General features: G+C 48.8%; 25 protein-coding genes. 1 reads left to right on the forward strand and 24 read right to left on the reverse strand.

Features of this window, described 5'->3' with window-relative positions:
• Positions 1-29 precede the first annotated feature (29 nt).
• Positions 30-941 carry a RelA/SpoT domain-containing protein gene (locus DWX32_RS07710; RefSeq protein WP_022461912.1) on the reverse strand — a complete coding sequence of 304 codons (912 nt, stop codon included), beginning with the start codon at positions 939-941 and terminating at the stop codon, positions 30-32.
• A gap of 296 nt (positions 942-1,237) precedes the next feature.
• On the opposite strand from DWX32_RS07710, the gene DWX32_RS07715 reads away from it, so the two are divergent.
• Complete coding sequence (locus DWX32_RS07715; RefSeq protein ID WP_117801691.1) at positions 1,238-2,029, forward strand: DUF975 family protein; 792 nt, start codon at positions 1,238-1,240, stop codon at positions 2,027-2,029.
• Positions 2,030-2,103: 74 nt separating this feature from the next.
• Here the strand turns inward: DWX32_RS07715 and DWX32_RS07720 are convergent, their stop codons facing one another.
• From DWX32_RS07720 to DWX32_RS07825, 23 genes are all read right to left on the reverse strand, one after another.
• Positions 2,104-2,589 (reverse strand): cytidylate kinase-like family protein, encoded by a 486-nt coding sequence (locus DWX32_RS07720; RefSeq protein ID WP_022461910.1) that lies wholly within the window; start codon positions 2,587-2,589, stop codon positions 2,104-2,106.
• Between the two features lie 137 nt (positions 2,590-2,726).
• The gene (locus DWX32_RS07725) at positions 2,727-3,191 is read right to left on the reverse strand and encodes a hypothetical protein (RefSeq protein WP_118640240.1); all 465 of its coding nucleotides are present in this window, start codon (positions 3,189-3,191) and stop codon (positions 2,727-2,729) included.
• A 40-nt stretch (positions 3,192-3,231) separates the two neighbouring features.
• On the reverse strand, positions 3,232-4,413 hold the full coding sequence (gene fliB, locus DWX32_RS07730; protein WP_118659575.1) for a flagellin lysine-N-methylase: 1,182 nt from the start codon (positions 4,411-4,413) through the stop codon (positions 3,232-3,234).
• Between the two features lie 5 nt (positions 4,414-4,418).
• Positions 4,419-5,765 carry a nickel pincer cofactor biosynthesis protein LarC gene (gene larC / locus DWX32_RS07735; RefSeq protein ID WP_118659577.1) on the reverse strand — a complete coding sequence of 449 codons (1,347 nt, stop codon included), beginning with the start codon at positions 5,763-5,765 and terminating at the stop codon, positions 4,419-4,421.
• On the reverse strand, positions 5,758-6,510 hold the full coding sequence (larB, locus tag DWX32_RS07740; protein WP_118659579.1) for a nickel pincer cofactor biosynthesis protein LarB: 753 nt from the start codon (positions 6,508-6,510) through the stop codon (positions 5,758-5,760). Before larB ends, larC begins: the two co-directional genes overlap by 8 nt.
• A gap of 226 nt (positions 6,511-6,736) precedes the next feature.
• Entirely contained in the window at positions 6,737-7,696 is a 960-nt protein-coding gene (locus tag DWX32_RS07745) for a hypothetical protein (RefSeq protein ID WP_118659581.1), read from the reverse strand.
• A gap of 181 nt (positions 7,697-7,877) precedes the next feature.
• Positions 7,878-8,198: a hypothetical protein gene (locus tag DWX32_RS07750; RefSeq protein WP_022461179.1), complete on the reverse strand. Its 321-nt coding sequence runs from the start codon at positions 8,196-8,198 to the stop codon at positions 7,878-7,880.
• Between the two features lie 174 nt (positions 8,199-8,372).
• Entirely contained in the window at positions 8,373-8,936 is a 564-nt protein-coding gene (locus DWX32_RS07755) for a Fe-S-containing hydro-lyase (protein ID WP_118640236.1), read from the reverse strand.
• A 2-nt stretch (positions 8,937-8,938) separates the two neighbouring features.
• Positions 8,939-9,781, reverse strand: coding sequence for a fumarate hydratase (locus DWX32_RS07760; protein WP_055265393.1), 843 nt, complete (start codon positions 9,779-9,781; stop codon positions 8,939-8,941).
• Positions 9,782-9,907: 126 nt separating this feature from the next.
• Positions 9,908-11,518 (reverse strand): FAD-binding protein, encoded by a 1,611-nt coding sequence (locus tag DWX32_RS07765; protein ID WP_055265391.1) that lies wholly within the window; start codon positions 11,516-11,518, stop codon positions 9,908-9,910.
• Between the two features lie 14 nt (positions 11,519-11,532).
• Positions 11,533-12,207 carry a 2Fe-2S iron-sulfur cluster binding domain-containing protein gene (locus DWX32_RS07770; protein WP_055265389.1) on the reverse strand — a complete coding sequence of 225 codons (675 nt, stop codon included), beginning with the start codon at positions 12,205-12,207 and terminating at the stop codon, positions 11,533-11,535.
• 16 nt (positions 12,208-12,223) lie between these two features.
• Positions 12,224-13,078, reverse strand: coding sequence for an FAD/NAD(P)-binding protein (locus DWX32_RS07775; protein ID WP_022461174.1), 855 nt, complete (start codon positions 13,076-13,078; stop codon positions 12,224-12,226).
• Entirely contained in the window at positions 13,079-14,104 is a 1,026-nt protein-coding gene (locus DWX32_RS07780) for a 4Fe-4S dicluster domain-containing protein (RefSeq protein ID WP_117801696.1), read from the reverse strand. It lies immediately after the preceding gene.
• 3 nt (positions 14,105-14,107) lie between these two features.
• Positions 14,108-15,076, reverse strand: a complete 969-nt coding sequence (locus DWX32_RS07785; protein ID WP_055265384.1) for a 4Fe-4S dicluster domain-containing protein — start codon at positions 15,074-15,076, stop codon at positions 14,108-14,110.
• Entirely contained in the window at positions 15,061-15,513 is a 453-nt protein-coding gene (locus tag DWX32_RS07790) for a hydrogenase iron-sulfur subunit (protein WP_055265382.1), read from the reverse strand. Before DWX32_RS07790 ends, DWX32_RS07785 begins: the two co-directional genes overlap by 16 nt.
• Positions 15,504-17,492 (reverse strand): CoB--CoM heterodisulfide reductase iron-sulfur subunit A family protein, encoded by a 1,989-nt coding sequence (locus DWX32_RS07795; RefSeq protein WP_055265381.1) that lies wholly within the window; start codon positions 17,490-17,492, stop codon positions 15,504-15,506. The genes DWX32_RS07790 and DWX32_RS07795 overlap by 10 nt, the downstream gene beginning before the upstream one ends.
• 33 nt (positions 17,493-17,525) lie before the next feature.
• Positions 17,526-17,909, reverse strand: a complete 384-nt coding sequence (locus DWX32_RS07800) for a 4Fe-4S dicluster domain-containing protein (protein WP_055219367.1) — start codon at positions 17,907-17,909, stop codon at positions 17,526-17,528.
• The gene (locus DWX32_RS07805; RefSeq protein ID WP_022461168.1) at positions 17,906-18,703 is read right to left on the reverse strand and encodes a CoB--CoM heterodisulfide reductase iron-sulfur subunit B family protein; all 798 of its coding nucleotides are present in this window, start codon (positions 18,701-18,703) and stop codon (positions 17,906-17,908) included. The genes DWX32_RS07800 and DWX32_RS07805 overlap by 4 nt, the downstream gene beginning before the upstream one ends.
• A gap of 205 nt (positions 18,704-18,908) precedes the next feature.
• Positions 18,909-19,856 (reverse strand): L-lactate dehydrogenase, encoded by a 948-nt coding sequence (locus DWX32_RS07810; RefSeq protein ID WP_055219369.1) that lies wholly within the window; start codon positions 19,854-19,856, stop codon positions 18,909-18,911.
• 504 nt (positions 19,857-20,360) lie between these two features.
• The gene (locus tag DWX32_RS07815; protein ID WP_055219372.1) at positions 20,361-21,911 is read right to left on the reverse strand and encodes a Mur ligase family protein; all 1,551 of its coding nucleotides are present in this window, start codon (positions 21,909-21,911) and stop codon (positions 20,361-20,363) included.
• 101 nt (positions 21,912-22,012) lie between these two features.
• The gene (locus tag DWX32_RS07820) at positions 22,013-23,380 is read right to left on the reverse strand and encodes an MATE family efflux transporter (protein ID WP_055219374.1); all 1,368 of its coding nucleotides are present in this window, start codon (positions 23,378-23,380) and stop codon (positions 22,013-22,015) included.
• Entirely contained in the window at positions 23,356-23,658 is a 303-nt protein-coding gene (locus DWX32_RS19425) for a hypothetical protein (protein ID WP_147326094.1), read from the reverse strand. The genes DWX32_RS07820 and DWX32_RS19425 overlap by 25 nt, the downstream gene beginning before the upstream one ends.
• Positions 23,631-24,962: an MATE family efflux transporter gene (locus DWX32_RS07825; protein WP_118659583.1), complete on the reverse strand. Its 1,332-nt coding sequence runs from the start codon at positions 24,960-24,962 to the stop codon at positions 23,631-23,633. Before DWX32_RS07825 ends, DWX32_RS19425 begins: the two co-directional genes overlap by 28 nt.
• Between the last annotated feature and the right edge of the window lie 123 nt (positions 24,963-25,085).

The following is a 25,085-nucleotide window of genomic DNA, read 5'->3' on the forward strand; positions in this document are numbered from 1 at the left end:
TTATCCTTTCCCATGTCTGAAAAGCAGTTTTATTCTTTCAGTATGCTCCAGACGGCATCATCCATCGTATGAATTTCGTTCAGATCGCGTTTTTCCACCGCTGCCTTGACCTGCGGTTTTAATTCACGCTTGCGCACGATCGTTTCCTTGCTCTGGAACTTCTCATCCGGCACAACCTGGAGACGGCGGTAGAACGATCCCATCTCATCTCCCATGCCCGCCAGACGGTTCAGCAGCTCGGAAAACTCTGTCAGCATGGCGTTTCCCTTGCGCCGCGGATAAAGAATGCTGTGGTCAATCTCTCCCCAGCCCTCCTCGAACAGCGTCTTAATCTGAATTTCAATGTAGACGCCGCGGTAAACGACAATGTAATGCACCGCACGGTAATGTTTCCGGTCCAGAATGTTCTCCTCCGGAATCCAGTTCACATAAATGTCAGCGTAATCGCCAAGTCTTGTATGGACTTTCGGCGGCTCTGCCATATAGCCCGATGCGTTCTGGTCGTAGTCACGGCCGTAATCACGGATGTATTTTTCCGGATCGTTTTTAAACCAGTGGATAATGTATTTATGGAAGTTTACCCAGTCCTCCCGATACAGCAAAAGTCCCCGGATTCCGATCAGGTCTGTCACATAACGCATATAGTTTGTCGCATCCATTTTCCGGTATTTTGCATAATTTTCCAGGCGCTTGCGCACCAGCTTTTCCACCAGATGTTCGGTGTCCTTCAGACGGCTGTGGTACGACTGCAGTCCGATCTCTTTTTCCTTGTCCTGCAGAAATTCTGCTACGAATTCTTTTCGGATCTTTTCCAGCGTCGGCCGGCGCCGTTCATAATCATCCGCAATTTCCAGCAGTTCTTCCCAGGAAATATCTGCCTCTTCAAATTCCTGCGGCAGAATCCCAAATTTCTGCAGAAACTCGCCCTTTGTCAGATACACGTAGATTCCTCGCTCTCTTTGTCAATTCAACGTACAGGTTTCTTTTTTTTCAGAACGCACCCCGGAGAAACCCGGCCCCGCTGCGTTCTGACGCACCGGAGAGATTATAGCACATTCATCCCCGCTTCACAAGTAAAATCTTTATTTAAGAATGCACATTTCCACTTTAATCTTTCTGCCAATTTCTTAAACTTTCCTTAAGCTGTCTTGATATTTCACCTGCCCCATGGTAAGATAATCGTGACTTAGCAGAATTATCTGCTGTTTACACTTACATTAAGAGGGAGGTCTTTTTTATGTGGACTCGAGAGGAACTGAAAACCCGCGGAAAAGCCGCATTTTTACGCAATTACTGGATCTGTGTGGTAGCCGCCCTGATTCTGACTCTGCTGGTCGGAAGCGGTACTTCTAATTCTGGAAATTCCAACAATGACAGCAATCAGACTAACTCGGTCGGTATATCTGGATTTACGATTTCTTCCGATAACTTCAATGTGGAATCCTTTGCAGAAAGATTCACCCCGCTTGGACCGGTTAAATTTGTTTTTACTGTCTTCAGCGGCATTGTACTTCTTGTCATTGGTCTTGCCTTTATTCTGATCCGTATTTTTGTTCTTGCACCATTTGAGGTAGGAGGCTCGAGGTTTTTCATTGAAAACTCGATGGAAAAAGCGGGACTTGGCAACATACTGTTCGGATTCCAGAACGGCTACTATGGAAAAACTGTGTGGACTCTGTTTTTAAAAAATCTTTATATATTCCTCTGGTCGCTGCTTCTTCTGATTCCTGGAATTGTGAAAGCTTATGAATACCACATGGTTCCTTATCTTCTCGCCGACTACCCGGAACTTTCGACCGAAGAAGCATTCCGCATCAGCCGTGAAATGATGAACGGTGAAAAGATGAATACATTTATTCTTGATCTCTCCTTTATCGGATGGTATATTCTTTCCGGAATCACCTGCAATCTTGTCGGTATTTTCTATCTGTATCCGTACAAATATGCAACCGATGCCGAACTGTTCCTGGTTCTGAAACAGAATTACTTCTCCAGCCGGAGTTATGGCAATACGTATCAGGCTTACTAAACCGCACAAAAAATCAGGTGCTTCTCTTTTTCGGGAAGCACCTGATTTTTTATGTATTTCTTTTTAAATATCTCTTAGATATAATCTTTCATTTCAAAATACCGCATCAGAATATCGGCACAGTTCTCGATGCCAAGATCCGAGGTATTCAGGATCATATGGTAGTTATTGACATCGCCCCATGTCTTTCCGGTATTTTTATAATAATACTCGGCACGCTGCTTGTCTGTCTCTTCCAGCATCACCTCAGCCGCCTCTCTTGTCAGGGAAAACAGCTTCATGATACGTTTGATCCGGTCCTCTTTGTCCGCGCAGACATAAATATTGATGACGTTGCTTTTATCTTTCAGAAACTCCGAAGCACACCGTCCAATGATAATACACGGCTGTTTCGCCAGCTCGCGGATCGCATCCGCCTCAGATTCAAAGGCATTTTCACGCATGCCGTGCTCTACATCGTCCTTATCATATACCGGGATATGCAGTCTCTCGGAAAGTTCTTTCGCAATAATACTCGCCCCAGTACCAAACCGGCGGCTCATCGTAATAACTAAGTTCATTTGCCACTTCCTCCTTCGCACTTCTCATAACGCAAACAAACGCCTTATGACAAATCAAAAAATTTTTCTTTCGCTGTCTTTCATTATAACAAACCCCCACCGAAAACTCAAGGTTTTTCGACAGGGGTATTGGCGTGCTATGCGATTGTGATTTCTTCTATTTTCTTCTTTCCAAAATGGTTAAACAACGCGATCACTCTTCCCGTGCAGACCATGGCTACAACAGTGCCGATTCCGATTCCCACCGGTCGTCCTGCACCGATCATTCCGATAGCAAGGGCAAGGACAAGAAGCCGGCTTCCCATCTGTTCAGGTACCGGGAGAACCCGGTCAAAGATGGTAATAAAGGCGCTGGTCAGGTAGCTGGCCGCAACCTGTAAGAGCTGGAACGGTGGAAATTTTCCTTTCAGCAGCACAATCCGCAATACGATAAAGATCAGATACGCCACAAAGACTGCCGTTCCTGTTTCATAGCCAAAAATCTGTGCCACAGCGTACGGAATGGAGATGATGGGCGACACGCCGAGGTTCGTCTTTGTATTCAATGTGATGCCAAGTGCCAGCACAATAATTCCAACCAGATAAAGCGCAATACGCAGCATCTATTTCTTTTGCTTTTCCTGCATGATTTTTCTTCCTCTTCTATTCCTGTTCTTCTTCCAGTACACATCCTTCCGGCGCGTAAGTCTCAAACAGCCAGTCCTCGAGCGCATTCAGGTTATCGTCGGAATGCTCAACCTCGCGTGCGTAACGCCAGGAAAGCTCCTCAACGTCATGCATGGAAAGTGTTTTTCCGTTTTCCAGCCACCGCGCAAGCAGGATTTCCTGGATCCAGCGAACGGAGAAAAGGGCAAGTTCCATTTTGGAACAGACCATATCATCGTAGACGGCACCGCAGAAATAGGTGTAGACGAAGAACATCAGAAGCTGCTCGCCTATGTTTTCCCACTCGGCACGACGGCTGCTTTTCGCTCCAAAGGTGCGGTGGAATTCTTCACAGATGGCCCGGTAAGCAGATTCGCCGTTCTGGTACAGCACTTTTTCTGTACCGTCAAGCACCTCATCCCATTCCGGGCGCAGGCGCTCGAGGCTTCGGAGAACAGCCAGTTCTTTTCTCTGACGTTCCCATACGTGGAATCCCGCAGCGTCCACACCTTTTTGGGCCAGACTTTCCGCCGCGCACTCGCTTAAGGTTCCCTCTTCCAAATGCTTCTCATATTTCCGAAGCAGATCATCAATATCGTATTCCCGCTGTTCTTCCATGCAGATCTGATACTGTTCGGCAAGCTGTTCCGCCGCCCTCATGCGCTCCTGCAGCGGCATCGTACGGTTCTGCAGAATTTTGAACAGAACATCTCTGGTATCTTCCAGCTGCGAGAACATCATGAAATCGAACTCTTCGAAATCATCCTCCTCGTCGGTCTCCTCCGCAAGGAAGCGCACCGGCTCCTGGCAGGACAGAATGATTCGCGCCGCCTCCGGGCAGGAAAGGGACAGGGAAAGCTCCCGCAGTCCCTCATATTCTTCCGTATGTCTCGGGTACAGACGGCACGTATCGCAAAGCGCATCCGGGCCCAGTGCCTTGTAGAGGTCACAGAGATTCTCATCATTCAAAAAAGCACAGCGGCGGTTCTTCTGATAGAAACACTCCTCTTCCCAGTCGATGGAATTGCGCAGACGTTTTCCAAACTCGCCCTGCTCCTTTCCGTACCGCTCCAGAGAATCCTCGTCGATCACAATCTGCCAGCCGGCGCAGCAGGTATCCGGACAATCTCCTGCTGTGCATGTAAACTGATCGTAAAAATGTGGTTTCAAATATCTCATGTTTTTTACTTTCCTTCTTTATATTTCTGTACGATCCACGCACCGGCCTCACCAACCGGCATACCGCTTTTTTCAGCAATGAGTGCGGCACTCTCGTACTCCGGGTAAACTTTTTCTATCTCTCCATGACGGCAGATCTTGACAGCGGCATCCCCGTATTCGGTCGTGATCGTTGCAAATTCGCGTTTCATCACGGTACGCTCCATCTGGCAGCGACGGATTCCGATCGTGGTTGTCTCCGTGAAAATAATATTCTCCAGTGTTTCCCGCTTTTCTTCCTCGCAGATCACATCCAGCTGATATGCTGGACGGTTTTTCTTCATATAGACCGGAATATAATGAACATCCCTTGCACCTGCCTGCAGCAGTTTTCCCATACAGTAACCGAGTGCCTCACCGGTGCAGTCGTCGATATTGCATTCCAGCTTCCAGATCGTATCTTTTTCGTCATTTTCCTCGGTTTCCAGCATCATAGCCCGTAAAAGTGACGGCCGCTCATACGTCCGTTTTCCGGCTCCAAGACCTGTTTTCGTGCATTTAAATGAGGACGGAAGTTTCTCTTTTGTTCGGATAGCAGCAACAATAGCTGCACCGGTCGGTGTAACAAGCTCGCCCTTGATTCCGGTTGGAATAAGCGTCAGGCCGTGCGTCTGCACGATATTTAAAACGGCCGGTACCGGAACCGGGATCAGTCCATGCTGGCATCGGATAAAACCGCTTCCCTCGCAGAGCCCCGTCACAATCACCTCGTCCGGCGCCAGGTTGTCCAGGCAGACGGCGGCGGCAACAATATCTACGATGGAATCGACCGCTCCTACCTCGTGAAAATGCACCTGATCGAGCGGCACACCGTGCGCTTTTGCTTCTGCTTCTGCAAGAATCTGGAAAATCCGCTCTGCCCGAGCTCTCGCTCCCGGTGTCAGATCACCGCGGCGGATAATGGCAAGAATCTCCGGCAGGCCGCGGTGCTCATGATGGTGCTGATGCTCTCCTGCGTGTTCCTGGTCATGGCTGTGTGTATGTTTCTGGTCATGTACATGCTCATGATCGTGCGTATGCTCATGATGGTGTACATGCTCCTCTCCATGTGCATGCGCTTTTGCCATATCCCCATGCAGATACGCCATATCATGATCGTGGTTCTCATGCTCCGCATCCAGAATGACATTGAAGTCGCAGGCATCCAGCCCCGATTTTTTCACTCTCGTAACGGCAGTTTTGTATCCCGGCAGCTGAAGGCTTGCCAGTGCCTTCTCCAGTACCTCCTGGTCTGCTCCCAGATCGAGCAGAGCCGCAACGGTCATATCCCCGCTGATTCCGCTCCCGCACTCCAGATATAAACTTTTACTCATCTTTATGCACTCCCATTCTGTTAATCTGTGTTGCAATATATCCGGCCCCATAACCGTTGTCGATGTTTACGACAGCAATTCCGTTCGCACAGGAATTAATCATCGTAAGCAGCGCCGAAAGACCGTTCATGCTGGCCCCGTAGCCCACAGAGGTCGGAACTGCGATGACCGGCTTATCCACCAGGCCGCCGAGCACGCTTGCCAGCGCTCCTTCCATACCGGCAACGGCAACAACGCAGTTGGCACTCTGAATCGTATCGAGGCGTGACAGCAGACGGTGGATACCACTCACGCCGACATCATAAATTCGCTCGACGTTTGCTCCGAAGTATTCTGCCGTCTGCGCCGCTTCCTCAGCAACGGAAATGTCTGCGGTTCCCGCCGTACAGACAGCAATTTTTCCGATTCGCTTTTTGTCTTTCTTCTCTATTTTTAAAATATGCGACAGCGGATCATAAACCACTTCCGGAAACTTTTCCCGGATCAGCTCATACTGGTGCTCACTGGCTCTCGTTCCGAAAACCTCGCCGTCCTGCGCATAGAGACGCGTAAAAATTTCCAGCAGATGCGCATCCGCCTTCCGCGCACAGAAAATCACCTCCGGAAACCCGCTTCGGATTTCACGATGCGTGTCAAGCTTCGCATATCCCATCTCCTCGAACGGCTCTTTTTTGAAATATTTTTCTGCCTCTTCGATAGAGATTTCGTTGTTTTTTACTTTTTCCAGTACCTCTCTTGCCTCCAAAACATTTCACCTCGTTTTCGTTTTTCAACTCTTTTCTTTCGTATCCACTACGGTACAACATAAAAAGAAAGCTGAAACCTCTGCTCTGCCAGAACCTTCTCTTTTCTGACACTGCAAATCTCCAGCTTTCTTTATTCTAAACTATGAAGTGCACTTTAAGTCAAGCAGATTCTATACACAGTATACCTATCTTTTTCCGTTCCTGCAATCCCTTCTTTTCGCGGCTTTATCCGGCATACGGAAGATCTGCAAAATATGCATGCTCATCTACCCCGTGAATCATATAAGTATATCCGTCTTCTGTCTCCACTTCAATCCGGCACCGTGTTCCATCCGAAGTTTCTGCATCCAGATACGTTTCTTTATCGGTTTCCTGTGGAATCAGTTCCGTACCTGCCGGAAGGACTCTGTTTTCTGTACTTCCGTCTTCGTTTTGAACAATAACTTCTAGTTCCTGCTTCAGGACGAGCGGTTTTTTGTCCCAGAAAATTGTCCATGCATCTTCTTTCGCCTCCGGAAGTCCCTCGCTTCCGACCCCGACGTTCCGTTCCCCGGCATACGTTCCCAGCAGATTGATTCTTTCCACCCAGGAAAACGCATTGACATCTTCTATACCGTTATCTCCAATTCTTCCATCCAGACAGCCAAGGTCCACAGCTTCATCCGATGATACCCGGAAAACGGTTACCGAATATAGTCCGTCTTCGTGATACGATTCCTGATACAAATAGTGGCCACCACTCTTTGTTCGTATTATCCAGGTTGCTTCATATCCGCCCAGGATCTCGAACTGCTTCACATGCTCTCCATAGTTGAGCGTCAGAATATACTTATAGTTTTCGAAGTCATGACCATTTTTCCCATCACCCTCAAAAGAAAAAGAAACTTCTTCCTCTGACGCATCCCCGTCCAGATCATCCCGGTAGATTTCTCCCTCTTCCAGTTTTACGGCGGAAGCTCCTTTTTCGTTTTTTCCTTCTTCGTCGTTCTCCAAACCATCCCCGGCCTCTTTCACCGCATCTCCATCCGATCCCACATCATCTGATTTTGCCTCTGGTTCACCGGATGCTGCACTCTCCGATACGCTCACCGAATTTTGTTTGGTTTCCTGCCCTGCCTGATTTCCGCATCCGCCTGCCATCAGTGCCGCCAGACACACTGCTGTTACCCATGCATACCGTCTCATAAAAATCCTCCCTTCCGATTTTTGGCTTTCGTTTCTGATACTCCCATTATATCAAACGATCTCCCCACCATGCAATCCATCTTAGAAATCGTAAGGCAACTTAAGACAAACGTAAGAATCCCCGCCCATGCAGCATAATCTGCCGCACGGACGGGGATTCGTTTAACTGTATTCCGCTGTCTTATTTCTCTGCTTCTCTTTTCTTATCCAGTTTTACATTGCGGAAGTACAGCACCATATCTACCGTGATCTCTGCAATGTTCAGGAAATAGAAAGCCCACGCAAGGAAAAAGATCCAGTCTTTGTCCGGGTTGTTCATATAGCTGATGAATTTGTTGGCAATACCGAAAATATATCCGATCCAGATGAACACCTCAAAGTAAAGGCTCTTTCCTTTTGCTGTTCTTGAAGTCCAGGATTTATAAATGGACAGCGGCCAGGACAGGCCAAAGCACAGGATCATCAGTGCTTCCAGTAAGTGGCTTATCATTTCTACAGTCATGTTTTTCTTCCTCTTTCATTTCTTTTTCTGCCGAAAGTCGCTTGCAAGTGTCAATGCCCTGATGCCTTTTCAGCTTGAGAGCTGTCTGATTTTTTCAGACAGCTCTATGGTCTCTCTTGTATTATGCTATTTCGTCGTTATCATCATTCACAGATACCCGTCGAAGCATAACCTTTAGTCTTCTTTATGCGCTTCTAAATACTCTTTTCTTCCCATCTCATACAGGTTATTTCCCTCACAGTCGATGATAACGAAAAGCGGCATATCCTCTACTTCCAGACGGCGAAGTGCTTCTGCGCCAAGATCTTCGTATGCGATCAGCTCTGCTTTTTTGATGCATTTTGCAAGCAGTGCGCCGGCTCCGCCGATGGCTCCGAAGTATACGCCATGATATTTCTTCATGGCTTCTACAACTTCCGGAAGACGTGCGCCTTTACCGATCATTCCTCTTGCGCCTACGGACATCATGGTCGGAGCATACGCATCCATACGGCCGCTGGTGGTAGGACCTGCAGATCCGATGACCTGGCCTGGTTTTGCAGGGGTCGGTCCTACGTAGTAAATCGTAGCGTCTGTCGGATCAAACGGGATTTTTTCTCCTCTTGCGAGCGCTTCACACATTCTCTTATGTCCGGCGTCACGGGAAGTATAGATAGTTCCGGTCAGATATACGGTATCTCCGGCATGCAGTGTTTTTGCCAGTTCTTCTGTTAAAGGCAGCTGAATATGTTTTTCCATGATCAGATCACCTCCGTTTTATGACGGGTAACATGGCAGTTGATGTTGACTGCACACGGCATTCCCGCAATATGAGTCGGCATTGTCTCGATATTGAGGCCGATGGCTGTGGTTTTTCCGCCAAAGCCCTGCGGTCCGATGCCGAGTTTGTTGACTTTCTCCAGCATTTCTTTTTCCAGATCTGCGTAGAACGGATCCGGGTTCTCGGAATCGATCGGGCGCATCAGTGCTTTTTTCGCAAGCAGTGCACATTTATCGAAGGTTCCGCCGATACCAACGCCGACTACCATAGGCGGGCATGGGTTCGGGCCTGCTGTCTCAACAACTTCCAGGATGAAATCCTTGATTCCCTGAAGACCTGCGGACGGTTTGAACATACGGATCATACTCATATTTTCGCTTCCGAAGCCTTTCGGGCCTACGGTTACTTTGATCTGATCGCCAGGAACGATCTCGGTGTAGAGCATAGCCGGTGTATTGTCGCCGGTGTTTCCTCTTCTGACCGGATCTTTGACAACGGATTTTCTTAAGTATCCTTTGTCATATCCTCTTCTGACACCTTCGTTGACTGCCTCTGCAAGATCTCCTCCTGCGATGTGCACATCCTGTCCGATTTCCAGGAAAACACATGCCATTCCGGTATCCTGGCAGATCGGCACGTTCTGTGCGTCTGCGATCTCATAATTTTCTACGATTTTGTCCAGAACACCTTTTGCAATCTCGCCATCCTCGCAGGCACGGCAGCCTGTGATGGCACATTTTACGTCTTCCGGAAGATGGTAGTTTGCTTCGATACAAAGTTTCTCTACCACATCCGTAATGGTACTAGCCTGAATTTCACGCATGGGATTCTCCACCTTTCTTTCCTTGCTATTTTATCATACCGATCATCCAATGGATTTTCAGCACGGAAAGCGTGTCCAGGGACAGTATTTCTGCCCCGGGCCACGCTTTTTCGCGGTTACTGCATTTTACAGGTGTCTCTTTCCTGCATAATCCGGCAGAAGCTGCGGAGATACCATACCGGTGTCAATGCCTGCCTCTTTTAAGGTCTCAGCATATTTCTCCACATGATCCAGATTCATCTTTCCAAGTGTTACGTCTTTTGCTTTTGCTGCTGCAGCTTTTCCTGCATCACGGCCAAATACGATAACATCCAGCAGAGAGTTACCCATCAGACGGTTTCTTCCGTGGATTCCTCCAACTGCCTCACCTGCTACGAGCAGGTTGCTTACGGTGTTGGTAAAGCCTTCGCCGTTGATTTCCAGTCCACCGTTCTGATAATGCAGCGTCGGGTAAACCAGGATCGGCTCTTTTCTCATATCGATGCCATACTGCATGAACATACGGAACATAGCCGGGATTCTCTTCTCAATGGTGCCTTCTCCGTGGATCAGCTCGATCATTGGAGTATCCAGCCATACAGCCTTGCCCTGTGGAGTCTCAACGCCCTCGTTGCGGTCGTCGGAGCACTCGCGGATGATGCTTGCTGCAGATACATCACGGGTTTCCAGCGGATGCATGAATGCTTCGCCGTCTACGTTTACGAGCATTGCGCCCAGAGAACGTACTTTCTCGGTTACCAGAGCACCGAAGATCTGAGCCGGGTAAGCAGCTCCGGTCGGATGGTACTGAATGGTATCCTGATACAGAAGCGGAGCGCCTGCACGGTATCCAAGGATCAGACCGTCAGCGGTTGCACCGTAATGGTTGGATGTCGGGAAGTTGTTGTAGTGAAGACGTCCCGCACCACCGGTTGCGATGATAACGGTTTTTGCCTTTGCTACCTGGTACTCGCCAGTCTCCATGTTCTGGAGAACAGCACCTGCAACCTGTCCCTTATCGTCTTTGATCAGCTCTACTGCGGAAGAGAACTCGATCACCGGAATACCGCGGTTGATGACTTCATCACGCAGTGTTCTCATGATCTCTGCTCCAGAGTAGTCACGGCATGCATGCATACGTTTTCTGGAAGTTCCGCCGCCGTGCGTAGTTACCATACGGCCATTCTCATCTTTATCAAACATAACGCCCAGGTTTTCCAGCCAGGAGATTGCATCCGGAGCTTCCATTACGAGCTTGCGGAGCAGTTCCGGTCTTGCAGCAAAGTGTCCGCCGCCGAACGCATCCAGATAATGCTGTGCCGGGGAATCGTTTTCTTTGTCCGCTGCCTGGATTCCACCTTCTGCCATCATGGTGTTTGCATCACCAATTCTCAGTTTGGTGGTAATCATAACGTTTGCGCCAGCCTCGTGAGCCTCGATAGCTGCAGAAGAACCTGCTCCACCGGCACCGATAACCAGTACATCTACGTCATAATCTACTTTGTCAAGGTCGATGTCAACACCGAGGATACGGCTGTTGGACTCCAGCAGATAGCCGAGCTCTGTCGGAACTTTCTCACCTTTGTTCGGGCCGACTTTCAGGGTGATGAAGCCTTCCTCTTTATAGTCCGGATGATATGCTGCAAGAAGGGCATCTTTCTCATCCGCTGTCATTCTTCTTGGCTCTGTTGCCATTCTCTGGGCTCTGGTAGCTTCTACCTTTTTAATAGAGTCCTGCATATTGGCCAGTGTATACATTCGAAATTCCCTCCTTATTTCTCGATCTCACGGTTGTTGTAAAGTTCCTGCATTTCTTCGATCGGTTTCTGCATAACCTGCTCGATCAGATCATCGAATTTTCCTTCTTTGATCTCTGCTACACGGTTCTTTACATGTTCAGACTTCGGAGCAATGTATTTTCCGTTCAGACGTCTTGCCAGCTCTCCTACCATCGGATGGGAGATACCAGCCGGACAGCGGGATGCACAGATTCCGCAGCCGATGCAGTCGAAGGACTCTTCTGCACATTTCTTGAAGTCGCCTCTCTGTGCGTATGCAATATACTGCATAACGTTCAGGCTCTGCGGACATCCTTTGGTACATGCATTACATCCAACGCAGCTGTAGATTTCCGGATACAGATCCATCATGACTCTCTGCTCTGCGCTGATCTCTTCGATATCGTATGTTCTCTTGTCGATCGGATAGAACGGAAGGCTTGCGATATACATGCCGTCTTCTACCTGTGTCTGACATGCCAGACAGGTTTTCAGTTCATTTTTTCCTTTGATTCTGTAGATGGTCGCACATGCACCGCAGAATCCGTGACGGCATCCGCATCCGCGTTTTAACTGATATCCGGCGTACTCCATAGCGGTCATGATGGTCAGATCGCCAGGTACGGAATACTTTTTGCCGTAAACGTAAATATTTACCATTTCCTGCATTTTCTTCAACCTCCGTTTAATATTCGTTCGGTAATTCGTCAATCTCGTCGCAGCGGAAAACCGGGCCGTCCTTGCAGACGTATTTGTCTCCGATGTTGCAGCGGCCGCATTTTCCGATACCGCATTTCATACGAAGCTCCAAAGTGGTGTAAACCTGTGTTTTCTCATAGCCCAGCTCCTGAAGTCCCTGAAGAACAAATTTGATCATGATCGGCGGTCCGCAGATCAGAGCTGTTTTGTCAACAGACATATTCAGTTCTTTTACATAGTTCGGAACGAATCCTACATGGCCGTCCCAGCCTTCCTGTTCACGGTCAATCGTCAGATGCACGTTGACATCTTTTGCTTTCGCCCATACTTCCTGGATCTCTTTTAACTGTACCAGATCGTCTTTGGAACGGGAACCGTAAACGATATCTACGGTACCGTAGTTATCACGATTGTCCAGTACGTAATTAATAACAGAACGCAGTGGAGCAAGTCCGATACCTCCGGCGATGAACAGCAGATCCTGTCCTTTTAATACGGTTTCTACCGGGAAATGATTTCCATACGGTCCACGAACCAGGATTTCATCTCCTACGGACATGTTGTGAAGATAATTCGTTAAAGTACCGCACTCCTTGATGGAGAACTCCTGGTACTCTTTGTTTGTCGGGGAAGAGGTAATGGAAAACAGTGCCTCTCCGACACCCGGTACACAGAGCATTGCGCACTGGCCAGGCATATGTTCAAACAGCTTGGTGCCGTCCGGACGAACGATACGGAATGTTTTTACGTCCGGTGTTTCGCGGCGGATATCTGTGATGATACCGACCTGCGGCAGCAAAGCGTTTTTCTTTTCTTCGCTTCCACAACTACAATTGCACATTTACTTGGTACCTCCCATGCGTTTGATTACTTTGACAATGTTCAGCGACTGCGGGCATTTCTCTACGCAGCGTCCACATCCGACGCAGGAATACATTCCGTCGTTGTTGTCCGGGAAGTATACCAGTTTGTGCATGAAACGCTGACGGAAACGCTGCAGCTGTGTGGTACGGTTGTTTCCTGCTGCCATCATGGTGAAATCAGAGTACATGCAGGAATCCCAGCAGCGGTAACGCTGTACACCGTTTCCGGTGTTAAAGTCTTTGATATCGTAGCACTGGCAGGTCGGGCAGGAGAACGTACAGGTTCCGCAGCCTAAGCAGGCATCGGAAAGTTCTTTCCACTTCGGATCGTCAAAACGTTCTTTTGTCTTGCCAACGCCCCATCCCTCGAGGGAAAGGTTGCTGTTTGGCATCTTGTCGATCAGAGTACGGATTGCTTCTTTCTCAGCCTCTACTTCTTTGGTAAGATCCTGCTCGGTCAGGTAAGCTTTTACAAGCTCGGTCAGTTTCTGGCCTTTTTCGGTTTTTGCTTCCCATGCATAACCGTCAGCTACCTGCCACATAGCAACATCTGCTGCCGGTTCTGCAGCATCGATGCCGAAGGTTTTACAGAAGCAGCTGTCTTCCGGCTCATGACAAGCCAGGGAAACAACGATGCCGTGCTCTCTTCTTGCTGCATAGTAAACGTCTGCAGGCTCGCTTAAGAAAACGCGGTCCAGAACATCGAACGCTCTGACATCGCACGGACGAACGCCGAAGATAGCAAACGGTGCGTCTTTTAATGCAGCCGGTTCAATGCTGGTTTTATTTGCCTTCTGATAGCAGGAGTAAAGAATTTCACTCTGCGGGAAAAAGGCATCTTTCGGGGATTTTACGGTTTTTAAGGTATCGAGATCCACGTCTGCGTCCTCGGTCCAGAAACCGAAATTGGTAATTCCATTGTTTTGTACCGGAAGGAAAAGATCCATCTCCTTTGCAACAGCGGCAAGGAGCTCCGGCATTTTTTCTCTGCTAATCTGATACATCCCTTAACCCCTTTCCTTAACGATACTTGGCTCTACATCTTCCTGTGTGAAGTTGGTGAGCGGTGCACGGCTGTCGGTATCGGCGCCTGCCTGATACTCTCCGTAGAACTCGTCGATATCTTTGATGAATTTACGGTTCAGCAGGTGCAGCGGAATGTGCTGCGGACATACACGGGAACACTCGCCACAGTCGGTGCAGCGTCCGGCAACGTGGAATGCACGGATAATGTGGAACATCTGCTCTTCAAATGTAGTCGTATTTGCTTTCTGTGCGGTATCGTAACGGTCATTATCGAAGACACATTTGATACAGCTGCAGGCCGGACATACGTTACGGCATGCATTACAGCGGATACAGCGGGACAGTTCGTTCTGCCAGAATGCGAAACGCTCTTCCGGAGCCATTGCCTCGAGCTTCTCAACCAGTTCAAAACGGCCTTCTTTTGCCGGTTTCTCTTCGTCGCAGTTCTCTGCCAGCTCGTCGTAGGCAACGTGTTTTCCGCCCTTGCAGGCTTTGCATCTTTCCAGGATAACATCCTCTCTTGCGAGCTCTTTGTCGCCGTAAACAGTTGCCACTTTGATGGTATCGCCGTCTTCTGTTACAGCGGTAATACCCTTGCATCCTGCTTCACGGATCTTTTCGATATCGAGTTTTCCATCGCAGCCGATGCCGACGATATAGGTTTTCTCGCGATCCACACGATGCTCTTTGATTAACTGATTAAAGCTGTAAGTATCACACGGTTTTAAGAAAACGAGTGTTTTTCCTTCTTCTTTCGATGCTTTAATCATGTATTTGCTAAGATTTGCGCCGCAGAATCCGTCGTAGGTAAACTCGGAAAGGCTCTCGGCAGTCTCGAAGAATGCAGGCTCTGCACTGAAATCAGTGTCACCTTTTCTCCAGCCAAGAACACGGACTACGGTACCGTCAGACAGAAGCTCTTTTGCGCGGGATACTAATTTTTCTTGCATCGTAAATCCTCCAATCTGACATTCTTACCAAGGCTTGTAACCTGCTCGATGAACTCGTTCATGGTCTGGGAGAATTTCACACCTTCTGCGGCGGATACCCATTCCACACGGGTACGTCCGTTCTCAACGCCCATGTAATCCAGCATGGAGAACAGCAGGGTCATACGTCTTCTTGCATAATAGTTACCTGTGCTGTAATGGCAGTCTCCCGGATGGCATCCGCAGAGGATGACTCCGTCAGCGCCCTTCTGGAATGCTCTTAAGATGAAGAGCGGATTGACACGGCAGGAACATGGAACACGGATGATCTTTACGTCTGCCGGATAGGAAAGACGGCTGGAACCTGCCAGGTCTGCTCCTGCGTAGGAGCACCAGTTGCAGCAGAATGCCACGATGACTGGCTTAAATTCTTTGTTTTCGTTGTTATCTATCGGCATATTGCATCTACCTCCGCGAGAATTTGTCTATTGGAGAATCCTTTCAGGTCCATAGCGCCGGACGGACATGCAACGGTACATGCACCGCATCCATGGCAAAGTGCGCCGTTAACGACTGCCACATGTCTGGTTTCACGGATTCCATGGTCGTTGACCTGACGGTCTTCGTAGGAAATTGCGCCGTATGGGCAGACTTTTTCACAGGATGCACATCCATTACAGAACAGCGGATTGGATTCTGCTGTACACGGGTTGGTGGTCAGTTTGTCTTTTGCCAGCAGTCCGACTACTTTGACAGCAGCAGCTCCTGCCTGTGCAACGGTCTCCGGGATATCTTTCGGTCCCTGGCATACGCCGGAGAGGAAGACACCTGCGGTCGGGGACTCTACCGGACGCAGCTTTGCGTGTGCCTCAGTAAAGAAATCGTTGGTATCCATACTTGCGGTCAGCATGGTAGCCAGTTTTCTTGCATCTTTGCTCGGCTCGATAGCAGTTGCAAGGACAACAAGGTCTGCTTCCATTTTGATCTGACGGTTGTCAAGCAGGTCGGAACCCTGTACCAGAAGACGTCCGTTCGGAGCCTCGGATACTTTTCCTACCTGGCCTTTGATGTAGTCTACATCAAACTCTTCTACCGCACGGCGATAGAACTCATCGAAGTTTTTACCCGGGGTACGAACATCAATGTAGAAGACATGTACATTGACATCCGGATAATGGTCACGCACCAGCATAGCCTGTTTTGCGGTGTACATACAGCAGATCTTGGAGCAGTAGCTCTTTCCTCTGCAGGTCACGTCACGAGAACCGACACACTGGATAAATACGATATCCTTCGGATGCTCGCCGTTGGAAAGACGTACTACTTTACCGCCTGTCGGGCCGGCAGCATTCATCAGACGTTCCATCTCAAGGGAGGTAATTACGTCTTTGCTCTGGTTGTAATAATATTCGTCAAACTTGTCCAGACTGATGGTATCGAAACCAGTTGCCACAACGATTGCGCCGTACTCTCTGGTGATTACTTCATCTTTCTGGTCGTAGTTTACTGCACCTGCTGCACAGACTTTGGAGCAGATACCGCATTTTCCGGTTTTGAAGTGGATACAGTTTGCAGTATCAATAACCGGTACGTTCGGAACTGCCTGTGCGAACGGTGTGTAGATTGCAGTACGGTTGGACAGGCCTCTGTTGAACTCGCTCAGGTTCTTCTTGGAAGGACATTTCTCCTGACAGAGTCCGCATCCGGTACATTTGTCCATATCTACGTATCTTGCTTTCTTACGGATGTCTACTTTGAAATCACCGACGAATCCGCCAACGCTCTCTACCTCACTGTAGGTATAGATGTTGATCTTCTCATGCGCGTTTACCTCTCCCATACGAGGAGTCAGGATACAGGAAGAACAGTCGAGGGTCGGGAATGTCTTGTCAAGCTGTGACATTCTTCCGCCGATACTCGGGGTCTTCTCTACGATATCTACTTCATAGCCTGCATCTGCGATATCCAGTGCAGTCTGAATACCTGCGATACCGCCTCCGATCACCAGCGCACGTTTTACAACGCGGCTCTCGCCCGGGGTAAGCGGGGTATCCAGCATAACTTTAGCAACGGCTGCACGGGCCAGAATTACGGCCTTCTCGGTAGCCTCTTCCATGTCTTTATGAATCCAGGAACACTGCTCACGAATGTTTGCAATCTCCAGCTGATACGGGTTCAGGCCCGCTTTTTCTGCTGCTTTGCGGAACGTTCCTTCATGCATACGCGGAGAGCAGGAACAGATGACAACGCCGGTCAGATGCTCGTTCTGAATGGCATCGATCACTTTCTGCTGACCCGTTTCGGAACACATATACTGATAATCCTCTGCATGAACAACACCCGGCTCTTTGCTGATGACGTCAACAACTTTTTTGACATCAACCGTAGCCGCAATATTTGTACCGCAGTGGCAGACAAATACTCCTATTCTTTGCACTTTTCTCTCACCTTTCTGTGGATGGGTTGTTTTTTACTTTCTATATTTACGGAATGCACTCATCAGAAGCTGCTGCGGAGTCTCATCATCCAGAAGAGCCGGAATTTCATCCGGAGAAAGATAATTCTCTCCTCTCTGACGGATCACGGAAAGACGAACTGCCTCGATCAGTTTGGCAGGTTTTACGTCTCTTGGACAGCGCTCTACACATGCGAAGCAGGAGAGGCATTTCCAGATGGACTTGGAGTTCATCAGTGCTTCCACATCGCCGTTCTGTACGTAAGATACAAACTGATGCGGACGGATGTCCATTTCGTTATAAGCAGGACAGGATGCGGAACATTTACCGCATTTCATACATTTTCTGGTATCCACACCGGCGATGGCACGGATTTCATCGGATGTTGCAATTTTCATGCCTGCACCTCCTCTTTGATGCCGAGTGCTTCTGCAAGAAGCTCGGTAAAGTAGGTAACCGGAAGACCTTCTTTTGTTCCGTTATTGCGCAGGTTGTACATGCAAAGCGGACATGCAGTGATCAGTTCTTCTGCTCCTTTGTAGGATGCGGATGCCATGATCTGGTCTACCATGTTGGATGCCATTTTCTTTTCTTTGAGGGATATGTAGCCGCCGCAGCACTCATTTCTCATCGGATATACGACCGGTGTTGCGCCAAGGGCCTTGATAAAGTCTTCAATGATTGTCGGATTTTCCGGATCGTCAAACTGCATTGTGGTGCTCGGACGAAGCAGCATACAGCCGTAATATGCGCCGATTTTTCTTCCTTTTAATGGGTTTACCACTTTCTCTTTGATCTTGTCAAATCCAACGACGTCACGCAGCACTTCCAGATAATGAAGTACTTTCGTTTCGCCAAGATATGGCTCGGAAAGAGCCATGTAGTTGTTTACTTTTGTCTGAATGTCTTCTACATTCGCCATGTCATCGTTTACGCGTTTGATCACGTGATGACAGGCGGAACAGACTGTGATCAGATCCTGTCCTTTTTCTTTGGCGTCTGCTAAGGCGCGAACCGAAGAAAGTTTGGTAGCGATTTCATCGGATGCCTGTGGATACACAGCTCCGCAGCACTGCCAGTTTTCAATTTCTTCCAGTTCAAATCCCAGAACTTTTGCGCATTCTCTGGCATAGTGATCCAGATCTTTTGCTTTGTTCTTCAGCGTACAGCCCGGAAAATAACTGTAGGTCATGGAATTGCTCCTTTCTTGTTACTCCTATTGGTTTCCATTTTGCCTGCGGTATCTTCTGTCCGGCACCGGAAAAGTTTCCGGTACTCTTTTTATGTACACCCGGCGGAAAATTTCTTCAGGCGCACGTTAAGGCAGTGGGAGATACCGCTCTTTCGCACTTTCTGCCACTGCCATAAATTTTATGTTTTGAGCTTATTGCCCGCTCTTAGTGCTCGATCTGTGCGATAACTGCTTTTAATGCGTCGGCACTTGCTTTGAGTTTTTCTACTTCCTCTTTTGTCATACGCATCGGAATCTTGCCCTGTACGCCTTTCGGTCCAACGAGGGTCAGTGTGCTTAAGCATACATCCTCGATGCCGTACTCACCGTGCATCATGGAAGATACGGTTGCTACAGAATCGGAAGAAGAAAGAATGGTTGCTACCAGTTTGCATACTGCAACAGATACTGCATAGAAAGTAGCTCCTTTGTTTGCAATAACCTGTCCGCCGGAAGTTCTTACGTACTCCAGCATAGCATCTTTGTCGATCTTGGTTACGTTCCTGCCCATTTTTTCTACGGTCTCGTAGTACTCGTCCAGACTGACACCGGAAACGTAAGCGCCGCTCCACGGAATGAAGGAAGTATCGCCGTGCTCACCGAATACGTAAGCGTGGATGTTTTTCTGGGCAATGTTGAGGTGTTCAGACAGTCCGCAGCGAAGTCTTGCGGAATCCAGCATGGTACCGGAACCAAGGATCTGGTTTTCCGGAAGTCCGGAGATCTTTGTAAACACGTAGGTCATGATATCAACCGGGTTGCTTACAATGATGTAGATGGCATTCGGAGCCGCTTTTACGATTTCCGGTGTGATGGATTTTAAGATGTTTACGTTGGTCTGGGTCAGCTCAATACGGGTCTGGCCAGGCTTTCTTGCAATACCGGAAGTAATAATTACGATATCAGAGTCCTTGGCATCCTCATACTCACCTGCGATGATGGAGACCGGATCGCGGAAGCAGGTACCCTGCGCGATATCCATAACCTCTCCCTCTACTTTTTTCTTGTTAATATCGATGAGAACAATCTCAGACGCGATGTCTTCGTTCGACAGTGTATAGGCGATCGTAGATCCAACGCTTCCAGCTCCAATGATGGTAATCTTGCTGCTCATAAATACTCCTTTCTAAAATACCCCTAGTTGGTTTTTGTGATTGATAAATTTTTCACTTTTCTTATCATAGCACTATGACAAGAATTTAACAAGTGTTTTTTTCGAGCATTTTCGTGAAATCTTTTTTCTCACTGAGCCCGTACGCTTCCAGAAGGGGTGTTCTGGATATATCTCAATACAATTATACCATTTTTTGTTCTTTTTCACAAGAATTCTTTCCAAAAACTTACAGTTTTGTCCTTCATCCCGCAGAATTCGTCTTTTCCCGCATGGTTCCCGGGTTTTTGCTTTCTGTGTTCAGTTTCACATATCTAACTTTCGTTCGTTATATTTTTAACAATTTTTCGTCATATGTGTTAGTTTCTGTCCTTCTTTTCTACATTTTGTAGGATGTATCCGCCAAATTTCCTGTCTGATTTTCGTTTCTGCTGCCGCCAGACGCAAAAAAAGACACGGATTTTTCTGTTCCGTGTCTTTTTTGCTCTGTTTTTTCTGTTTTTGCTTCTATTCTTCTGTTTCACGGGCCGTTGCCGCTTCGGCAAATGCATTCCCATATTCGGCAAGCGCCTCTTTTGCATAGACGGCATCTGACCGGTACGGCACATTTCCGTTTCCGACGTGCATCGTCACGTCCGCGCCTTTTCCAAGGATCAGAACAACCTCTCCCGGTACGGCGCCAAGAATCGCCTCCCGGATTGCTGCTCCGCGGTCCATGCGGATCTGGAAGGATGCACCTTCCTTTGCTATGTATCCGCCGATCTCCTCACAGATCGCCTGCGGATCTTCGTTTCCCGGATCATCCGGTACGAGGAAAATCCGGTCCGCCCGTTTTCCGGAAATCTCACCCATATCTTTTCTGCGGTTGAATGCTTTTCCGCCCGGGGTTCCGAACACAACGCTTACGCGGCTTCCCGGGTATTCGAGTGCTACGGTATCAAACATTTTTTCAAAACTCAGGCCATTGTGCGCGAAATCCACGATCGCCGTGACCTCGCCCGCGCTGCTCTCATACGTCTCCATCCTTCCCGGAACGGTGACGCCAAGGAGGCTTTCCTTGATCAGCGAAACCGGGATTCCCATCGACCAGGCAGCCGCAATGGCAGCTACGGCATTCTCCACATTGAAGGCTCCGTGCACCGGCAGGGTAAAATCTTCCGAGAAATCCGGTCCTGCCACATGGAAATAGAATTTTCCTCTGCCCGGCTTGATATCACTCACGCGGATTACAGCATTTTCTTTCGATCCAAACGTAACGACGCGCTCACATTTTGCCGCAGCTTTCAGGATTTCCCCGATATGGTCGCTGTCCAGGTTCACGCAGGCGCAGGTGCAGCGGTCGAAGATCTTTAATTTCGACTGGAAATAATCATCAAAATCCTTGTGCTCCGTCGGGCTGATGTGGTCCTTGGAGATGTTCAGGAAAATGGCGGTATCAAAATGCGTGTTTCCGACTCTCTCGTATTTGAGCGCCTGGGAGGATACTTCCATCACCATATGGGAAAGGCCTGCATCTACGGCATTGCGCATATGGCGGCACAGCTCCAGGGATTCCGGCGTGGTGAGCGTTGATGCTTCTCTCGTCTTTCCGTCGTAATATTCAATCGAACTTAACAGTGCACATCCGTTTCCGCCCTGTTTTTTCAGGCAGGCATCGAGCATCGACTGCAGGTAGTATGCTGTCGTTGTCTTTCCTTTTGTTCCGGTCAGCGCCGTGACATGCAGCGACTTTGCCGGATAATCGTAAAACGCCTCACCCAGCACAAACTGTGCTTTTCTGGCATCGTTGACGATGAGCGCCGGAATTTCTTTTCCCGCTTCGTATTTTTTTTCACTTACATAGGCAACAGCACCGCGGTTTACGGCGTCTTTTAAGTATGCCTCTTTGAATGCAGCTCCTTTGCAGAGAAACAGCGTTCCCTGATCCGCTCCGCCCGAAAAATACGTTACGAGGGTAACGGGTCTGTCCTCTCCTTCTTTTCCTTCCGGCTCTGCAAATTCCACCAGAAGTCCTTCCTGCTCCAGAAGTTTCTTATATTCTAATACCGACTGTTTCATAGGATATCTTCCTCTCTTCTATGGGATTCTTTTTCAGCTTTCCTAAAATCCAGGCTCCATTATACCAGAATTGAAACAGCTTGTCCATCTTGCGGCACGGCTTACATCATCTGCGCATTTTTCTCAAAAAGAGAACGAAGCGTTTTTGCGCAGTACAGGTACGCCGGAACGAGAAACAGATCGGCGAGAATCCATGCCACCGGGCTTGCGAAGCAGACTGCGGTGTAACCAAAATACGGAACCAGGAAAAAGGCTACCACCGAACGGCCGATCATCTCGCAGACGCCGGCAAGGATTGCAAATTTGCTGAAGCCCATGCCCTGCACGGTAAAGCGTACGACATTGACAAGGGTCAGCGGAATGTAAAATACCATGTTGATCAGCAGCATCTGACGCGCCTGGTCGAGGATGACCGTCTCGGATGCATCTACAAAGAGAAGCGAAATCTGGCGGGACCACAGAAACATAACTCCTAAAATGACCACGGAATACACGCTTCCAATAATGGAACTTGTCAAAATACCGGTGTTGACACGATCCATCTTCTTCGCACCGACGTTCTGTCCGGCATACGTCGCCATAGTGGAGCCGAGCGCGTCGAACGGGCAGCAGCAGAACATGGAAATTTTACCGGCAGCCGTAACAGATGCAACCGCAGTGGAACCAAGGCCGTTGACAGCGGTCTGCAAAATAACACTTCCGATCGCGGTGATTGAATACTGCAGTCCCATCGGGATTCCCATATTGCACAGATTAAGCACATAATGCTTGTGCAGCTTCCAGTCCTCTCTCGTAAAAGCAAGGATAGTGAATTTTTTCTTCATATAAAAGAGACACAGGAATCCAGAGACTCCCTGCGCGATAATCGTCGCCCACGCGGTTCCCGCTACTCCCATCGGGCGGACCAGCGCAAGATCTAGCACGATATTCAGTATTGAAGAGATACCGAGGAAAATCAGTGGGGAGCGGCTGTCGCCGAGGCTCCGCATGATTGCTGATGTCTGGTTATAGAGCACCATAAGCGGAATTCCGAGGAAAATAACAAAGATGTAAGCGTATGCACCGTCCAGAATATCGGACGGGGTTTTCATCAGAATCAGAATGTCGCGGCACCAGATGCAGACAAGAACGGTCATCACCACGGAAAGAATACCGGCCAGGACGGCTCCATTTCCTACATACCGGCACAGCGCTTTCCGGTCTCCTGCCCCGAACATCTGCGCAACCGGAATTGCAAATCCGCTGCAGACTCCCATACAGAATCCCACGATCATGAAGTTGATCGAACCTGTACTGCCAACAGCCGCGAGCGCTTTCGCGCCTAAGAATTTTCCTACAATAATCGTATCGACCATGCTGTAAAACTGCTGGAACAGCATGCCGAGCAGCAGCGGCAGTGCAAACCCCAGAATCAGTTTTACCGGGCTGCCGTTTGTCAGATCTTTTACTGCACTTTTCTTTGTTGCCATGTGATGTCCTCCCTATTGTCGTATGTTTTTGCTTCCCCTTTTTGTCGAATCTCATGCCATTTTATATCTTGTTTTCTCAGAATGCAATCCCGTAATACTGCCGAATTAAGAGACGTTTTTTCATCACTTTTACGTGTTTTTGACATGGCGGCCGCCTGTGCAGGAATTCTGTTTTTTTGCGCACGCCAAAAGCGGCTGCGGCAGGTTCCCGTTCCGGAACGCTGTGCCGCAGCCGCTTTGCTGTTCTTTCTTATTTTGCAAATTCTTTCTTTTTCCACTGAAGCAGAATCATCACAGCCACCAATGCGGTCAGAAAATCAGAAACCGGCTGGGAGGCAATAACACCGGAAAAACCGGCAAGTTTTGAAGCGCAGAAAATTACAATGGCAAAAATCACGCCCTGACGTCCTGCTGAAAGAATCATTGCTCCTGCCCCGTTTCCGATCGCCTGGAAAATACAGGTCGATGCGAGTACGATACCAACAAACGGCATACCAATGAGCTGGACGCGGAGGATCTGCTGGGCCACTGCAATGACATCCGCCTCTTTTAAGAACAGTCCCACGAAAAGCGGAGCCGCCACACCGAGCACAACCGCCATTCCGACACCGGTCAGCACTTCCAGGAGGAAGGCAAAGCGGATCGTCTCACTGAGGCGTTTTTTATTTTTCGCTCCATAATTGTATCCGACCAGCGGCTGTCCGCCAAAAGCGAAACCGACCATCACAAGAACAGAAATCATAATAATTTTCAAAGCAATTCCCATCGCTGCAACTTTGTCCGTTCCATACGGCTGCAAAAATCGGTTCGTCAGCGTCACGCCGATGCTCTGCATGAAGTTTGTGACGGATGCCGGAATGCCGATGGCAAGAACGGCGAGCACCTCTGCTCCGGTCATTTTCAGTTTTCGGAAATCGACGGAGAGATAGCGGCATTTCTTTATCATAAAGATAACATAGAAAATATCACCGCAGATGTTGCCGATCACCGTTGCAATCGCTGCTCCGGCTGCTCCCATGCCGAGCGTGTAAATAAAGATCGGGTCAAGAATGATGTTGACGACGGCTCCCAGCATTGTTCCGATCATCGAGGCTTTTGCGAAGCCCTCGGTCCGAAGAAGATTGTTCGGCGTCAGCTGCAGGATGATAAACGGTGCGCCGAATGCAATCCACTGGTAATAGTCCCCCGCATACTGCCACGTCGTCTCATCACAGCCAAGCAGGCCAAGGATCGGCTGTTTGGCGGCAAGCAGGATGATGCTGACCGCAATGCCGACAGCAATCGCTGCGTAAAAGCAGAATACGCTGATCCGTCTTCCGTCCTCGTACTCTTTTTTACCGAAGAGGCGCGAAATGACGGAACTGCCGCCGACGCCGAAGATGTCACCGAGTGCAATCATCAGCGTGAAAATCGGTGTGCCGAGCGATACGCCGGCAATCAGTGCCGTGTTTCCGGTCCGCGCGATGAAAAAAGTATCTACCATATTATAGATCAGCGACACGACCATGCCGAGCACGACCGGAAGTGCGAGCGTCATATATGCTTTGGACACTTTTGTTTTCTCAAATAATTCGTTTTCCATTTTGAAAACTCCCCTTTCCTCTTTTTCGGTTACAGTTCACTGGTACCCAGCAAACTGTAACCTTTTTCATTCTGGTTTATCTTAGCAGACTTTCTTGCTTTTTCTTGTGTCATATGTCACAAT

It is taken from the genome of Blautia sp. AF19-13LB (assembly GCF_003479105.1).
Taxonomy (GTDB): domain Bacteria; phylum Bacillota; class Clostridia; order Lachnospirales; family Lachnospiraceae; genus Fusicatenibacter; species Fusicatenibacter saccharivorans.

Coding starts and splice junctions, on each gene's coding strand:
- DWX32_RS07765 (WP_055265391.1), bottom strand. CDS start 11,518: ATGTATACACTGGCCAATATGCAGGACTCTATTAAAAAGGTAGAAGCT.
- larC (WP_118659577.1), bottom strand. CDS start 5,765: ATGAGTAAAAGTTTATATCTGGAGTGCGGGAGCGGAATCAGCGGGGAT.
- fliB (WP_118659575.1), bottom strand. CDS start 4,413: ATGAGATATTTGAAACCACATTTTTACGATCAGTTTACATGCACAGCA.
- DWX32_RS07760 (WP_055265393.1), bottom strand. CDS start 9,781: ATGCGTGAAATTCAGGCTAGTACCATTACGGATGTGGTAGAGAAACTT.
- DWX32_RS07770 (WP_055265389.1), bottom strand. CDS start 12,207: ATGCAGGAAATGGTAAATATTTACGTTTACGGCAAAAAGTATTCCGTA.
- DWX32_RS07775 (WP_022461174.1), bottom strand. CDS start 13,078: ATGTGCAATTGTAGTTGTGGAAGCGAAGAAAAGAAAAACGCTTTGCTG.
- DWX32_RS07720 (WP_022461910.1), bottom strand. CDS start 2,589: ATGAACTTAGTTATTACGATGAGCCGCCGGTTTGGTACTGGGGCGAGT.
- DWX32_RS07805 (WP_022461168.1), bottom strand. CDS start 18,703: ATGACCTACAGTTATTTTCCGGGCTGTACGCTGAAGAACAAAGCAAAA.
- DWX32_RS07745 (WP_118659581.1), bottom strand. CDS start 7,696: ATGAGACGGTATGCATGGGTAACAGCAGTGTGTCTGGCGGCACTGATG.
- DWX32_RS07750 (WP_022461179.1), bottom strand. CDS start 8,198: ATGACTGTAGAAATGATAAGCCACTTACTGGAAGCACTGATGATCCTG.
- DWX32_RS07815 (WP_055219372.1), bottom strand. CDS start 21,911: ATGAAACAGTCGGTATTAGAATATAAGAAACTTCTGGAGCAGGAAGGA.
- DWX32_RS07725 (WP_118640240.1), bottom strand. CDS start 3,191: ATGCTGCGTATTGCGCTTTATCTGGTTGGAATTATTGTGCTGGCACTT.
- DWX32_RS07785 (WP_055265384.1), bottom strand. CDS start 15,076: ATGCAAGAAAAATTAGTATCCCGCGCAAAAGAGCTTCTGTCTGACGGT.
- DWX32_RS07755 (WP_118640236.1), bottom strand. CDS start 8,936: ATGGAAAAACATATTCAGCTGCCTTTAACAGAAGAACTGGCAAAAACA.
- DWX32_RS07825 (WP_118659583.1), bottom strand. CDS start 24,962: ATGGAAAACGAATTATTTGAGAAAACAAAAGTGTCCAAAGCATATATG.
- DWX32_RS07820 (WP_055219374.1), bottom strand. CDS start 23,380: ATGGCAACAAAGAAAAGTGCAGTAAAAGATCTGACAAACGGCAGCCCG.
- DWX32_RS07780 (WP_117801696.1), bottom strand. CDS start 14,104: ATGTATCAGATTAGCAGAGAAAAAATGCCGGAGCTCCTTGCCGCTGTT.
- DWX32_RS07790 (WP_055265382.1), bottom strand. CDS start 15,513: ATGCCGATAGATAACAACGAAAACAAAGAATTTAAGCCAGTCATCGTG.
- DWX32_RS07715 (WP_117801691.1), top strand. CDS start 1,238: ATGTGGACTCGAGAGGAACTGAAAACCCGCGGAAAAGCCGCATTTTTA.
- DWX32_RS07800 (WP_055219367.1), bottom strand. CDS start 17,909: ATGAAAATTGCAACATCCGATGAAATCCGTGCCATCGCCGGTGTGGAT.
- DWX32_RS07810 (WP_055219369.1), bottom strand. CDS start 19,856: ATGAGCAGCAAGATTACCATCATTGGAGCTGGAAGCGTTGGATCTACG.